We start from the raw sequence: 15,468 nt of genomic DNA on the forward strand, positions 1-15,468 counted from the left end.
AAATGTGCCGATCACGATACCGCAAACTGCGAATTGTAAAGATCAGCATAGAAACCATTCTTAGCTATAAGCTCATCGTGGCTTCCCTGCTCAACAATGTGTCCTGCGTTCATAACGATGATAGTGTCAGCGTTCTTGATAGTCGAAAGTCTGTGGGCGATGATAAAGCTCGTCCTGCCTTCCATCATCTTTTCAAATGCACGCTGAACAAGTATCTCAGTTCTCGTATCAATAGATGAAGTCGCCTCGTCAAGGATAAGCATTGGCGGCAGCGAAAGCATTACTCTTGCGATACAAAGAAGCTGCTTCTGTCCTGCTGAGATCGTGCTGTAACCGTCCGAAATGATAGTGTCATAACCCTGTGGCAAACGCTTTATAAAGCTGTGACAATGCGCCGATTTTGCCGCTGCGATCATTTCTTCCTCCGTTGCGTCCGGCTTGCCGTAGCAGAGATTTTCCCTTATCGTACCTGTTTTCAGCCAAGTCTCCTGCAATACCATTCCGTACATACTTCTCATTGAATCTCTTGTACATTTCTTGATAGGCTCGCCGCTTATGCGTATCTCACCGCTGTCGGTGTCGTAAAATCTCATAAGCAGATTTATCATCGTGGTCTTGCCGCAGCCTGTCGGCCCAACGATAGCCGTGCGCTGACCACTCTTGACGTGAAGATTGAAGTTCTCGATAAGCTTCACCTCAGGCACATAGCTGAATGAAACATTGTCAACGTCAACAGTTCCGTCAACGGAAGTGAGCACATTTGCGTCCTTGCTGTCAGGTATCTCCTCAGTTTCGTCAATAACTTCAAACACACGCTTTGCAGAAGCAAATGCGCTTTGCAGCTCAGTTATAACGCCCGATATCTCGTTGAAAGGCTTTGTATATTGGTTTGCATAAGTGAGGAAGCAGCTAAGATTTCCGACTGTAAATCCGCCGCCGATAACGGAAAGCGCACCCACGATACCAACAGCCATATATACAAGATTGTTTACAAATCTCGTGCAAGGATTTGTGAGCGATGAGAAAAACGTTGCGTTAAGTCCAACCTTCTGCAATCTGAGGTTCACGTCCTCAAACTGCTCCTCTGCTTTCTCCTGGAAGCCAAAAGCCGTAACAGTTTTCTGATTTCCCGTCATCTCTTCCACAAGGCTGGTCATCTCTCCTCTTGCGATTGACTGCTGGTGGAAAAGCTTGAATGTGTTCTTTGCGATAAATCTTGCCACGAAAAGTGACAGCGGCGTGAGGATAACAACGATAAGCGATATCTTCACGTTTATGGAAAGCATAAAGCCAAGTGTACCGAAAATCGTACAAACGCCCGTGAAGAGCTGTGAAAATCCCATAAGCAAGCCGTCTGATACCTGCTCAAGGTCTGAGATTATACGGCTGATTATATCACCGTGCGGGTGTGAATCGATATACGAAAGTGGCAGCTTTTGAAGCTTGCCGAAAGCCTCGTTTCTGATATCTCTTACAACGCAATAGGTTATCTTGTTCGTGCAAAGGGACATAAGCCATTGCGAAATGCCCGTTATCGCCACAACAACGCCCAGCTTAATTATAATGCTGAGTATTCCGTCAAAATCAACCTGCCCCTTGGCAATGATAAGGTCAACAGCGTCGCCCACAAGTATCGGCGCATAAAGCGTCGTCGCAACGGTTATCACCGCAAACACCATTGACAGCACGAACAGCCACATATGAGGCTTTGCATATTTCAAAAGCGGTCTTAATGCGGAAGTATCAAGCTTCTGCTTTGTTTTTTGCTTGCTAATTTTACTCATTTGCTTCCGCCTCCTTTTCTGAAAGCTGTGAAAGACAAATTTCTTTGTATACCTCACAGCCGTGATAAAGTTCCTTGTGTGTGCCAATGCCTGCGATCTTTCCGTCGTCAAGAACGATTATCTTGTCAGCGTTCTTGATAGATGAGATTCTCTGAGATACGATAAACACGGTCATACCCTCGGTCTTGTCGTGGATAGCCTTTCTCAGTCTTGCGTCTGTTGCAAGGTCAAGTGCTGAAGCCGAGTCGTCAAGAATGAGTATCTCAGGGCTGCCAACAAGTGCCCTCGCAATAGTCAATCTCTGACGCTGACCGCCCGAAAGGTTCTTACCTTCCTGAAGTATCATCTCGTCCAGCTTGTCGGGCTTCTGCTCAACAAAATCCTTTGCCTGTGCGATATCCAGTGCCTTCCAAATATCCTCGTCGCTGGCGTTCTGATCTCGCCACTTCATATTGTATCTGATCGTGCCCTTGAAAAGCACAGCCTTCTGCGGAACGATGCCCACCTTGTTTCTAAGCTGCGTGAAAGGATATTCCTTGACGTTGACGCCGTCCACAAGAACTTCGCCCTTTGAAACGTCGTAAAATCTTGGGATAAGATTGATAAGCGAAGTCTTGCCCGAACCTGTACCGCCGATAACGCCAACAATTTCGCCCTTCATCGCCTTGAAACTTATTCCCGACAATGCCGATTCATCAGCCGTGCCGTATGAGAAATCGCAGTCTCTAAACTCAACGCAAGGCGCACCCTCAACATCGCTGACAGCCTTGTTGCCATTATCAGAAACGCTAGGCTTGATGTCAAAAACATCGTTTATTCTGATAGCCGAAGCCTGCATTTTTGTGATATTTGTAACAAGTATCGCCATAGCAAGCAGCGCCAAAAGTATCTGATTCATATAGTTTATCAGCGCAATAACTTCACCCTGAGAGATAGCGCCTGTATAAACAGTCTTTCCGCCGAACCATATTATAGCAAGTATAGCAAGGTTCACGATAACATAAGTCGCAGGGTTCATCAGCGCCGAAATACGTCCCGCAACGATCTGCTGACGTTTCAGCTCCTCAGTATTGTCCGCAAACTCCTTCTCCTCGTCCTTTTGACGTGAAAAAGCTCTGATAACTCTTGCACCAGTCAGCGTTTCGCTTGTCATAAGGTTGGTCTTGTCAAGCTTTTTCTGAATGTTCTTATACTGAGGAATGGTTATGTGCATTATAAGATAGATAACATAAGCAAGGCAAGGCGCAATAACAAGGAATATAAGGGTCAGCTTCACGGATATGGTAAACGCCATTATGATAGAACCCAGCACGATAAACGGCGAGCGGAGAAACAGTCTCAGCAGAATGTTCACGCCCTGCTGAGCGGTGTTGATATCCGCAGTCATTCGTGTAACCAGCGTGTGGCTTCCCACGCTGTCGATCTCGGAATACGAAAGCGAGTTGATGTGCTTGAAAAGGTCACGTCTCAAAGCCGTACCAAATCCCAGCGACGCCTTTGCGGCGAAATACTGCGCCGTCAGCGAACAAGCCAGTCCGCAGAACGCCAGCAAAACCAGCACTCCGCCCATTTTATAAATATAAGGTTTGTCAGCATTTTTAATACCCACGTCGATGATATTAGCCATAACCAGCGGCACCGCAAGCTCGAAGCAAGCCTCGATAAGCTTGAACAGCGGCCCGATTATGCTTTCTTTTTTGTAGTTTTTCAGATACCTAAAAAGCTTCAGCATTTTTCTTTCTCCCAACTGTATAAATTCATAAAGTCATATAGAATTTATTGTATCATATACTTTTGTATATTTTTGCGATTATATATTAATAACTTTGTCAATGCCATAATTTTCACAAATAATGCAAACAGATAGCCAAAATAGCATAAACACATTATTCCATAATACGTTTTATATTGACAATCGTTGTTAAATGTTAGTAGTAGCTCTTACGGAGTTTATCAAAAACAAAAAAAATAACCGCCCCAGCCTTCGAAATCTGAGCGGTTATTTTTAACAACTTAAATCGGAGGACGACCGTCTATCGGTGTGCTCCTTTCTCTATTTACATTATACACCACTCTCCCGAATTTGTCAAGCACAATGGAAAACATTAAATGATTTATGTATTTGGTGGTTTCATACAGTTTCGCACCATTGTAATTTTACATAGATTTTCTTGAAATCAACACAATTATATTGTATAATATAGATAGTCCGAAAGAAGATGAAAAAATCCAATTTATCGGATAAGACAATAAAAATCATACAGATATTGAAAGGCGGAATAAATTATGGCAAACAGAATGATACTTAACGAGACCTCATATTTCGGCGCAGGCTCTATCAGCGAGATCGTTACAGAGGCTAAGAAGAGAGCTTTCAAAAAGGCTCTCGTAGTTACAGACCCAGACCTTATCAAGTTCAACGTTGCAAAAAACGTTACCGATCTTCTTGACGAGGCAGGACTGGCTTATGATATCTTCTCACAGGTAAAGGCTAACCCGACTGTAAATGTCGTTAAGGCAGGTATCGAAGCTTTCAAGACAGCGGGCGCTGACTATCTTATCGCTATCGGCGGCGGTTCTTCAATGGATACCGCAAAGGCTATCGGCATTATCATCAATAACCCTGAGTATGCCGACGTTACTTCCCTCGAGGGCGCTATCGACACAAAGAACCCAAGCGTTCCGATAATCGCCGTTCCTACAACAGCAGGTACAGCCGCAGAGGTAACTATCAACTATGTTATCACAGATGAGGAAAAGAAGAGAAAGTTCGTCTGCGTTGACCCTCACGATATCCCTGTAGTTGCTATCATCGATGCTAAGATGATGTCATCAATGCCAAAGGGTCTTACAGCTTCAACTGGTATGGACGCTCTTACTCACGCAATCGAAGGCTACACAACTCTCGGCGCTTGGGAGCTTACTGATATGATGCACCTCAAGGCTATCGAAGTTATCTCACGTTCGCTGAGAAAGGCCGTTGAGAACGACCCACAGGGCAGAGAGGATATGGCTCTCGGTCAGTATATCGCAGGAATGGGCTTCTCAAACGTTGGTCTGGGCGTTGTTCACGGAATGGCTCACCCACTCGGCGCTTTCTATGATACACCACACGGAATCGCAAACGCCGTTCTGCTCCCATATGTAATGGAGTACAACGCTGAATATACAGGCGAAAAGTTCAAGTATATCGCCGAAGCAATGGGCGTTGACACAACAGGTATGAGCCAGGCAGAGTACAGAGCTGCCGCTGTAAACGCCGTTAAACAGCTTTCAAAGGACGTTGGTATCCCTGAGAAGCTCCACGAGATAGGCGTTAAGGAAGAAGACCTCCAGGCACTTTCAGAGTCCGCATTCGCAGACGTGTGCACAGGTGGCAACCCAAGACCTTGCACAGTTGAGTCTATCCTCGGAATCTACAAGACCGCATTCTAAGCTGCAAGCCAGTTTATCATCATCTGCCCTCGTTTGTTCGGGGGCAGATTTTTTCTTGCAGAAAATTAGATTTTATGGTATGATATAGTTGATTTAAAGTGCATTTTAAGTCGGCAAATTATAATAAATTATAATAATTGTAATTGGAGAATATCGAAAAAGCAGCAAATCATCGGGCGACCACAGGTCGCCCTTACATCAAATTGCGTATTTAAGCGCATATGTAGGGGCGAACATCGTTCGCCCGTGGCTGTTGATGATCTACAAAACAACTAAGAAGGGAGTCATTACTTATTATGAGATTACTTCTTGCAGAAGATGAAGTCGAGCTGGCAAATGCGCTCTCGGCTGTTTTGAAACATAATAACTATTCCGTTGACGCCGTCTATAACGGCACGGACGCCTATAACTACGCCATTTCACAGGATTATGACGGCATCGTGCTGGATATTATGATGCCGGGTATGAACGGCATCGAGGTGCTGAAAAAGCTCCGTGAAAAGGGCGTGCAATGCCCCGTGCTGCTGCTCACCGCAAAATCTGATATCGAGGACAGGATAACAGGCCTTGATTCTGGTGCGGACGATTACCTTACAAAGCCTTTCGCTATGGGCGAGCTGCTGGCGAGGATCCGTGCAATGACAAGGCGCAAGACCGAGTTTGCGCCGACAACGCTTGCTTTCGGCAATGTGTCCCTCAATAGGCAAAGCTTTGAACTTTCAGGGCCAAATGGCGCTCAAAAGCTTGGCAACAAGGAATTTCAGATGATCGAAACTCTTATGCTCAACCACGGCAGACTTATCTCCACCGAGCGCTTTATGGAAAAGATATGGGGTTATGATTCCGACGCCGAGATCAACATCGTGTGGGTGTATATATCATATCTGCGCAAAAAGCTTGCTAATATCGGCGCAAATATTGAGATAAAGGCTACCCGTGGCGTTGGATATACATTGGAGGAAGTCAAATGATAAAGCGGCTGCAACGAAAATTCGTTATCATCGCCGCCGTCTGCCTGCTTATCGTTGAGCTTGCTATCGTTGGCGGAATAAACGCTGTCAATATCTATCAGACCAACAAAAATGCCGACGAGCTTCTCACAATGATAATCGACAATGACGGCCGCTTCCCAGAGTTCGACCCTATGGGCAAAAAGCCTGATAAGCCGCAGGATAACAGCAGTTCGGACAGCTCCGATAATTCTGCCGACAATTCCACCGGCGATAATGTCGACAACAAGCCCATTGTTTTCGGACACAACAAGCACAATGGCTTCAACGAGGAGACAAAATATCAGACGAGATATTTCGTTGTATACGCAAACGAAAGCGGCGAGATCACCAAAGTTGATACAGGCCACGTTGCGGCTGTTACAAGCGCAGAAGCTATCGAGTACGGCAAAGAAATTCTCGCCGGCGGAAAAACAAGCGGAAATTACGGCAATTACCGATATAAAGCCGCCAACAAAGACAGTGGAAAAATGCTGGTGTTTATGGACTGCCGCAGCGATTCTGCCACAAAGCACCGCTTCCTGCTGGTGTCCTGCGGTATCGGTATCGGCGGATATATTTTGGTCTGCCTGCTGATAATAATTTTCTCGAAGCGTGCCATACGCCCTGTTATCGAAAGCTTTGAAAAGCAAAAGCAATTTATTACCGACGCAGGTCACGAGATAAAAACGCCGCTGGCAATAATCTCCGCAAACACGGAAGTCCTCGAAATGGTCTCAGAGCCAAACGAATGGACGCAGAGCATTAAAAATCAGGTGTCAAGGCTCAGCGGACTGGTGAAAAATCTCCTCAGCCTTGCGAAAATGGAAGAGGAAAAGCCTGCGCTTACTATGGCGGACTTCAATATCTCCGACGCAGTTTTTGACGCTGCTGCGCCATTTGTGACCCTTGCAGAGACAAAGGGCAAAAGCCTTGATATCGACGTTGAGAACGGTTTGAGCTACCACGGGGACGAGGGTGCTATAAGGCAGCTTGTTTCTGTGCTGACGGAAAATGCTGTGAAATATTCAGACGACGGCGGCGATATAAGAGTCGAGCTGAAGGCTTGTCACGGCGGCAAGGAGATAAAGCTTGAAGTTTCAAACCCCTGCGCAAACCCACCCGAGGGCGATCTTTCAAAGCTCTTCGACCGCTTCTATCGTGAGGACAGTTCAAGGCAGCGTTCGGGTGACGACAAAAAAGGCGGCTATGGCATTGGCCTTTCTATCGCCCGGGCTATCGTTATCTCCCACAAAGGCAAAATTTCCTGCCGTGCTGAAAACGGGCGGATATTCTTCACCGCCCTGCTGAAAATGTAGCATTTTGTGGATATCCACAATTTATAGCACAAACGTTCCATGCAGAATATTATAAAATATTCATATTTTGAAAAAAGTGTTGACAAACAGAAAAAAGTATGGTATGTTTATATCAATAGGTTTAAATGCCGTGATGGAAATAAGTAGCCTTTGAAGAAATTCAAGAGAGCTTTCGGCTGGTGTGAGAAAGCATTTCGATATCGAGCGAATACATTCCTGAGCTGTCCGCCGAGAAAGCTTTTGCGCAAGGCGGAACGTTTTGCATACGTTATAGTGCATTGGCTTCGCTTTTGCCGAGCCGTGAGGTCGGGGCTTTTCCCGATAAACTGAGGTGGTACCACGATCATTCGTCCTCTGACAGATATTCTGTCGGAGGGCTTTTTTATTGCGTTTTTTATGCAAAGATCAGATCGGTGCGCCTGTTATCAAATTTTTGGAGGTATAAAAATGACAGTATTTGAAGAACTGAAAAGAAGAGGACTTCTCGCTCAGCTGACTGACGAGGAGGAGATCAAGGAGCTTATCAACGCTGGCAAAGCAACATTCTATATCGGCTTTGACCCAACTGCTGATTCGCTCCACGTTGGTCACTTTATGGCGCTTTGCCTTATGAAGAGACTTCAGATGGCAGGCAACAAGCCTATCGTTCTTATTGGCGGCGGTACTGCTATGATAGGCGACCCATCTGGCAAGACTGATATGAGAAAGATGATGACAAAGGAAACTATCAACCACAATGTTGAATGTTTCAAAAAGCAGATGTCACACTTCATTGATTTTTCTGATGATAAAGCTATTATCGTAAATAACGGCGATTGGCTTCTCGACCTTAACTATGTTGACGTGCTTCGTGACGTTGGCGCTTGCTTCTCTGTAAACAAAATGCTCACATTCGAGTGCTACAAGCAGAGAATGGAAAGAGGACTTACTTTCCTTGAATTCAACTATATGATTATGCAGTCATACGACTTTTACAGACTGTTTCAGGATTACGGCTGTAATATGCAGTTCGGCGGCGACGATCAATGGGCTAATATGCTTGGCGGTACTGAACTTATCAGAAAGAAGCTCGGCAAGGACGCTTACGCTATGACTATCACTCTGCTTCTCAACTCTGAAGGCAAGAAGATGGGCAAGACTGAAAAGGGCGCTGTTTGGCTCGACCCTGAAAAGACTTCACCATACGAGTTCTATCAGTATTGGAGAAACGTTGGCGACGCTGACGTTATCAAGTGCTTGAAGATGCTTACATTCGTTCCTATCGAGGAGATCGAGGAAATGGAGAAGCATATGGAGGGCGCTGAGTACAACAAGGCTAAGGAACTGCTGGCTTACGAGCTTACAAAGCTTGTTCATGGACAGGAAGAGGCTGACAAGGCTGACGCTGCGGCAAAGGCTATTTTCGCCGGCGGCGGAGACAGCGCCGATATGCCAAGCACAACTATCCCTGCGGCTGACCTTACAGACGGCAAGATCGGCATTCTGACCCTTCTCGTTAAGTGCGGACTTTGCCCGTCAAACGGCGAAGCTAGACGTCTTGTAACACAGAACGGTATCGCTGTCAACAACGAAAAGTTCACAGACCCTAAGGGACTTGTTGATCTTTCCGAGCCTGTTGTTATCAAGAAGGGCAAGAAGGTATTCCACAAGGCTATTGCAGAATAAAAAAGCGAAAAATAATTTCCACGGGCGGACTATGTTCGCCCGTTTTTTTTGCTTTTGGTAGCAGTTTTTAATGGCTTTCATAAACTTTCACACAAAATACATATATGGTTTAGCTATAATTAAAGTTCTTAATATATACTTTTAATCAAAGAAAAGTTTACAAAGCTTTACGCAGATCTTACGCAAGATCAAGATCAGAAAGGGGCGGAGAAAATGAACGCTTACCAAGAAGTTTTCAAGCGTATCGAGAAAAAGTACATACTTGACGAGCCTACATACGAAAAACTCATCAAGCGGCTTGAAAAACATTTTGTCAGCGACAAATACGGCAAGAGCACCGTCTGCAATATATATTTCGATACTCCCAGCCATTTGCTGGTGAGAAATTCCATCGAGAAGCCTGTTTACAAGGAAAAGCTGAGAGTGAGAAGCTACGGCGTGCCGAATGACGATTCGATGGTGTTCGTGGAGCTCAAGAAAAAGTACAAGGGCGTTGTTTACAAGCGCCGCATTGAAATGAGCCTTGAACAGTCGAGAGATTTTATTGCAGGACGTGAGATACCTCACAAGAACGTTCAGATCGAAAACGAGCTGAAATATTTTCTCAAATTCTATGAGGGCATTGCACCTGCGATGTATCTAAGCTATGACAGGATCGCCCTTTGCGGCATTGAAAATCCTGCGCTGAGAGTGACATTCGATACCCACATTCTTTATCGTGAAGAACAGCTTGAGCTTGACAAGGGCATATGGGGCAAGGAGCTTCTGCCCATTGGCACAAGGATAATGGAGATAAAGATCCCTGGCGTTATGCCGATGTGGCTGTCGGAGATACTTGACGAGCTAAAGATATTCCCTGCTTCATATTCCAAATACGGAACTGCGTATCTAAACGAACTTTCTGAAAAAATCAATAAAGGTAAGGTGACCAGCTGTGCTTGAGACTGCAACAACTACGACTACAACTACAACAGCCGCTTCGGCTATCACGACGGGAGAATTTATTTACTGTACCGCCGCTTCACTTATTTTAGGACTTATAATCGCATTTGCGTTTAACTTTAAACAGAAAAAGACAAAAAGCTTTATGACCACCCTTGCACTGCTGCCTGTTATCGTGCAGGTAGTGATAATGCTGGTAAACGGAAATATTGGCACGGGCGTTGCAGTTATGGGCGCATTCAGCCTTGTAAGATTCCGTTCAGCACCGGGAAGCGCAATGGATATCTGCGCAATATTCCTTTCAATGGCTGTGGGACTTGCAACAGGTACAAATCATCTTGTGCTGGCAATAGTTCTTGCGGTGAGCGTTGGCTTGCTGAACATCATCTATATGCTGCTTCCATTTGGCAAGAAGGACACGGCGCAGAAAGAGCTTACTATCACTATCCCCGAGAGCCTTGATTACACGGAAGTTTTCGACGATATTTTCGACAAGTATCTTTCAAACTGTGAGCTTGTTTCAGTCAAGACAACAAATATGGGCAGCCTTTTCAAGCTGAAATATCGCATTGATCTCAAATCAGACGCCAATGAGAAAAAACTTATTGACGAGCTAAGGTGCAGAAACGGCAATCTTGAGATTATGTGCGCAAGGGCTGCCGATCAAAACGAAGAGGCTCTTTAACAAAATTTAGCTTTAACTTGATTTGCTATTTTCAATCCAACAACTTTTTATAAGCTAGCCGCACAAGGTCAAAGCGGTCTTGTGCGGCTTTTTGCAACCATTTTTCCAAATTCGACACACTTTGAGGGGGCATTTATTGTGAAAAAGACTAACGTTAAGAGAATTGCGGCATTATCTGCGGCTGTGCTTATTGCATTTTCAGCATTTACAGGCTGTTCGGAACAGAGTTCAAGCAGCTCCACCACTTCGTCAACATCATCAGTTGTGGCTAAATCTGACATTGACACAAGCGTTGCGGCGGAAGATATTGACGTTGGATATGACGAGACAAGCGCTGTATCTATCGCATTTGCAGACGGCGCTGCAACAGTCAGCGGCGAGGGTGCGGCTGTCGACGGCGAAACTGTTACAATATCTCAAGCAGGCACTTATATCCTTTCGGGCAGCGCTTCAAACGGCAGGATAATCGTTGCGGCGGACAAAAAGGCGGAAGTCAAGCTTATTTTCAACGGCGTGACGATAAACTGCGCTGACAATGCTCCCCTGCTGGTCAGCAAGGCAAAGAAGGTCTACATCGTTCTTGAGGACGGCACGGAAAACACGCTGACTGACGGCGAAAGCTATTCCCTTGGCGAGGACGACAGCAACACCGACGGCGCAATTTTCTCAAAGGCTGATCTGACAATAAACGGCAGCGGAACGCTTAACGTTACCGCAAATTACAAGCACGGAATTGTTTCAAAGGACGATCTTGTTATCACCGACGGCAACATCAATGTTACATCCGCTTCAACGGCGATAGTCGGCAAGGACAGCGTTAAGATATCTGGCGGCACGTTTGACATCTCCGCAGGCACTAACGGCATAAAGTCCACAAATTCTGAGGAAAGCGACAAGGGATTTATCAGCATTACAGGCGGCAACATCACCATTGTTTCAAATAATGACGCTCTTGAGGCGCAGACAGTTTTGACTGTTGAGGGCGGAACTTTCGATATCACCACAGGCGGCGGAAGCGCAAACGCTTCGATGAAGTCTGACGGCACACCTAACGGCGATTGGCAGAACAATATGGGCAACGGCGGTGGAGGCCCTAGAGGCGGTGATATGGGCGGAGGACGTCCTGACGATAACGGCGGCGGAATGGGCGGCGACCCACCTGCAATGCCTACTGACAATGGAAGCGACGAGCTGAGCATTGTGGCTGCTTCAAACGAGACAACGACTGACGCAAGTTCGGACGATTCTTACAGCTCAACATCGACATCAACTTCCGCAAAGGCTTTGAAGGCTGACAGCGAGGTCAATATCAGCGGCGGCGAATTTAAGATCGACTCGGCGGACGACTCAGTTCACAGCAACGGCAACATTGTTATCACAGGCGGCACTATCACGGCTTCATCGGGCGACGACGGTATGCACACAGACGGCGGTCTGACAATATCTGACGGAACGATCGACATTCAGAAGAGCTACGAAGGCATTGAGGGCTCTATCGTGACCATTGACGGCGGAACTATCTCGGTGGTTTCCAGCGATGACGGCATCAACTGCGCAGGCGGCAGCGACACAGGCTCGACCGACAGAATGGGCGCAGATCAGTTCTCGGCGCAGGACGGCGTTGAGCTTAGCATCAACGGCGGAACTGTCACGATCAATGCTGACGGCGACGGACTTGACTCAAACGGCAATTTCACTATGACAGGCGGCACAGTTTACGTTTGCGGCCCAACCAACGGCGGCAACGGCGCTCTTGACTACAACGGCACGGCAACAGTCACAGGAGGAACGCTTATCGCCTGCGGAGCGGTGGGAATGGAAGAGGGCTTCGGCGACGCTTCCACGCAATACAGCGTGCTCCACAACCTTGGTTCGCCGGTATCAGCCAACGAGGAGCTGACCATTTCTGACAGCGATGGCAATGTTATTCTCAGCTTCACCCCTGTTAAGACTTGGCAGAGCGTTGTATTCACAAGCGCTGACCTTAAAGACGGCGAGACTTACACGATCACGGCAGGTTCGCAGACTGAGACTGTAACTATTGACGGCATTATTACTTCAAATTCCACAGGTCAAAGTTTTGGCGGCCCCGGTGGCGGACGAGGTTTCTGATATAAATGGGAAAAGGACGAGCATTTGATGTTCGTCCTTTTATTATTTGTTGCGTAATTTATACACAAAAAAGCCGCCTCTTGCGAAGCGGCTTTTAGTAAGCAATTTAGTCTTGGCTGTGCAAATTATGCGAGCTCAGCAAAGTACTTGATAGTTCTTACCATCTGTGATGTGTAAGAATTCTCGTTGTCGTACCAAGAAACTACCTGAACCTCATAGAGATCGTCAGCGATCTTAGATACCATTGTCTGAGTTGCATCGAAGAGTGAACCGTATCTCATACCGATAACGTCAGAAGAAACGATTGGATCCTCGTTGTAACCGAAGGACTCAGAAGCAGCAGCCTTCATAGCAGCGTTGATGCCTTCAACTGTTACGTCAGCACCCTTTACAACTGCTGTAAGGATTGTTGTTGAACCTGTTGGAACTGGAACTCTCTGTGCAGAACCGATGAGCTTGCCGTTGAGCTCTGGGATAACAAGGCCGATAGCCTTTGCAGCACCTGTTGAGTTAGGAACGATGTTTGCAGCACCAGCTCTTGCTCTTCTGAGGTCGCCCTTTCTGTGAGGACCGTCGAGGATCATCTGGTCGCCTGTGTAAGCGTGGATAGTGCTCATAATACCGCTCTGGATAGGAGCATACTTGTTAAGAGCATTAGCCATAGGAGCGAGACAGTTTGTTGTGCAAGATGCAGCAGAGATAATTGTATCGTCAGCTGTAAGTGTCTTCTCGTTTACGGAGAATACAATTGTCTTAAGATCGTTACCAGCTGGAGCTGAGATAACTACCTTCTTAGCGCCTGCGTCAATATGAGCCTGGCTCTTTGCCTTTGAGCAGTAGAAACCTGTGCACTCGAGAACTACGTCTACACCGATCTCACCCCAAGGGAGCTTAGAAGCGTCTGCTTCCTTGTAAATTGTAAGAGTCTTGCCGTCAACAGTAATTGTGTTAGCCTCGTCGTCAGCAGAAACTGTGTGAAGGTTTTCACCGATCTTGCCACAGTAACCACCCTGAGCTGTATCATACTTGAGAAGGTCAGCGAGCATTGAAGGCTTTGTAAGATCGTTGATTGCAACTACCTCATAGCCCTCTGCGCCAAACATCTGTCTGAATGCAAGACGTCCAATACGTCCAAAACCATTAATTGCGACTTTAACTGCCATAATTAATTTACCTCCTAAAAAATTTTCTGATATTATTATACTACATTTTTCTATACTTTGCAAGTGTTTTTACAAAAAACTTAGAACTTTTTTTCACGTTTGCCCGACTGACGGCGGCAAAGCGACAGCTTTTTTGCAAATACTGCAAAAAACGCTGGATTTCGGTTGACTACACCGCTTATTTAGGTTATAATATAGGTGTATAACTGTGTTTAACAACATTATTTAGATACACAACGGAGGTGAGATGTTTGGAACTTTTTGAGGCGGTCAAAGCCCTTTACGGCGGTTCTCAGGACGATTATCTGCTTTGCGATGCTGAACTTGACGTAATATGGAAAAATCACGAACATCTCCCCGACCGCATTGACAAGGGCCTTATAAAGACCTACCCTGCCGGCACATTCGCCCTGCCTGTTAAAGCGACTGCCACTTATGGTTACAAGGGCAGATTTGCTGACTCGACGGCTCTGCGCATTGAGCCTTTGAAGGACGGCGGCGATATCGTGGGCTATCTTGTGCGCATTTACGATTGCGAGGATATCGAGGCGCTGTCTGACAAGACGGGATATGCTGAATTTAAGGCAAACTTTCTCGGCAACATTCGGCTGGAGCTTTCGCAGATCGTTGCAATGCTTGACAGCCAGCGTGCCGATTACGAGAGCCGTGGGGATATCGGCTATCTGAATTTTGACAGGCAGGCGAGAAACAACATTCTGAAAGTGTTCGCTTCGACCGTGAACATGAACGAGCTCTCAAAATATTACAGCGGATATTTCGCCACGGAATATCAGAGTCTTTCGGACATTGTCAGCGATGTTTGCGATGAAGAGGGTGCGCTGCTGGAAGAAAGCGGCTGTCAGTTCAGCTTTAAGGTTGCGCCCTGCGTTTATTTTGAGGTCAACAAGGACAGGCTGAAAAACGTGCTTGCGAACCTGCTTGTTAATGGATTTATGTACAATCCGAAAGATGAAAAATCCGTGCGATTGGAGCTTTCGCTGGTTGATGAGGAGATACTGATATCAGTTGAGGACAACGGCGTTGGCATTGCCCCCGAGGTATGGCAGGCGGCGCAGACGCCTTTCGGCACGTTCAGCGAATACAGCGGCAAGGAAGCCCTTGGCATTGCCCTTGCGAAATGTTTCTGCGACAAATTCGGCGGAAAGCTTCAATGTGAGAGCGAGGAAAACAAGGGCACGAAAGTGACTATCACCCTGCCTAAAGACGAGCGTGGCGTGCCGAAGGAATTCCGTGTGGGCAGAATGCCGTCCATACCCAACCCCTATGACAGCAGACATAGCATTATGGCAAAGGGGCTTAAGCCGTTCAAATAGGAATACAAAATTTTCAAATATTCTTGTAGAGGCGAACATT

At 46.4% G+C, this 15,468-nt stretch carries 11 protein-coding genes and 1 other annotated feature; of the genes, 8 read left to right on the forward strand and 3 right to left on the reverse strand.

Going from position 1 to position 15,468, the window contains the following annotated elements; all coding sequences use genetic code 11:
• Window positions 1-11: 11 nt before the first annotated feature.
• On the reverse strand, window positions 12-1,784 hold the full coding sequence (locus QZ371_RS07695; protein ID WP_295211350.1) for an ABC transporter ATP-binding protein: 1,773 nt from the start codon (window positions 1,782-1,784) through the stop codon (window positions 12-14).
• Window positions 1,777-3,516, reverse strand: coding sequence for an ABC transporter ATP-binding protein (locus QZ371_RS07700; protein ID WP_295211352.1), 1,740 nt, complete (start codon window positions 3,514-3,516; stop codon window positions 1,777-1,779). Before QZ371_RS07700 ends, QZ371_RS07695 begins: the two co-directional genes overlap by 8 nt.
• A 554-nt stretch (window positions 3,517-4,070) precedes the next feature.
• Here QZ371_RS07700 and fucO point away from each other — a divergent pair.
• The 7 genes from fucO (at window position 4,071) to QZ371_RS07735 (ending at window position 12,931) form a co-directional block, all read left to right on the forward strand.
• Window positions 4,071-5,219: a lactaldehyde reductase gene (gene fucO / locus QZ371_RS07705; protein WP_295211355.1), complete on the forward strand. Its 1,149-nt coding sequence runs from the start codon at window positions 4,071-4,073 to the stop codon at window positions 5,217-5,219.
• 296 nt (window positions 5,220-5,515) lie between these two features.
• On the forward strand, window positions 5,516-6,190 hold the full coding sequence (locus QZ371_RS07710; protein ID WP_295211358.1) for a response regulator transcription factor: 675 nt from the start codon (window positions 5,516-5,518) through the stop codon (window positions 6,188-6,190).
• Entirely contained in the window at window positions 6,187-7,527 is a 1,341-nt protein-coding gene (locus QZ371_RS07715) for a HAMP domain-containing sensor histidine kinase (protein WP_295211360.1), read from the forward strand. The genes QZ371_RS07710 and QZ371_RS07715 overlap by 4 nt, the downstream gene beginning before the upstream one ends.
• A gap of 121 nt (window positions 7,528-7,648) precedes the next feature.
• Window positions 7,649-7,885: a binding site (T-box leader), on the forward strand.
• Window positions 7,886-7,974: 89 nt separating this feature from the next.
• Window positions 7,975-9,192 (forward strand): tyrosine--tRNA ligase, encoded by a 1,218-nt coding sequence (gene tyrS, locus QZ371_RS07720; RefSeq protein WP_295211361.1) that lies wholly within the window; start codon window positions 7,975-7,977, stop codon window positions 9,190-9,192.
• Between the two features lie 213 nt (window positions 9,193-9,405).
• The gene (locus QZ371_RS07725; RefSeq protein ID WP_295211362.1) at window positions 9,406-10,134 is read left to right on the forward strand and encodes a polyphosphate polymerase domain-containing protein; all 729 of its coding nucleotides are present in this window, start codon (window positions 9,406-9,408) and stop codon (window positions 10,132-10,134) included.
• A complete protein-coding gene (locus tag QZ371_RS07730) occupies window positions 10,127-10,819 on the forward strand; it encodes a DUF4956 domain-containing protein (protein WP_295211364.1) in 693 nt (230 codons plus the stop codon). Before QZ371_RS07725 ends, QZ371_RS07730 begins: the two co-directional genes overlap by 8 nt.
• 138 nt (window positions 10,820-10,957) lie before the next feature.
• Window positions 10,958-12,931, forward strand: coding sequence for a carbohydrate-binding domain-containing protein (locus QZ371_RS07735; protein ID WP_295211366.1), 1,974 nt, complete (start codon window positions 10,958-10,960; stop codon window positions 12,929-12,931).
• A 125-nt stretch (window positions 12,932-13,056) separates the two neighbouring features.
• Here QZ371_RS07735 and gap read toward each other — a convergent pair whose 3' ends face one another.
• Window positions 13,057-14,094, reverse strand: coding sequence for a type I glyceraldehyde-3-phosphate dehydrogenase (gene gap / locus QZ371_RS07740; RefSeq protein ID WP_295211368.1), 1,038 nt, complete (start codon window positions 14,092-14,094; stop codon window positions 13,057-13,059).
• A gap of 251 nt (window positions 14,095-14,345) precedes the next feature.
• Here gap and QZ371_RS07745 point away from each other — a divergent pair, with 251 nt between their 5' ends.
• On the forward strand, window positions 14,346-15,428 hold the full coding sequence (locus QZ371_RS07745; protein WP_295211370.1) for a HAMP domain-containing sensor histidine kinase: 1,083 nt from the start codon (window positions 14,346-14,348) through the stop codon (window positions 15,426-15,428).
• The last annotated feature ends 40 nt before the right edge of the window (window positions 15,429-15,468 follow it).

The organism is Ruminococcus sp. (assembly GCF_019423705.1).
GTDB lineage: Bacteria > Bacillota > Clostridia > Oscillospirales > Ruminococcaceae > Hominimerdicola.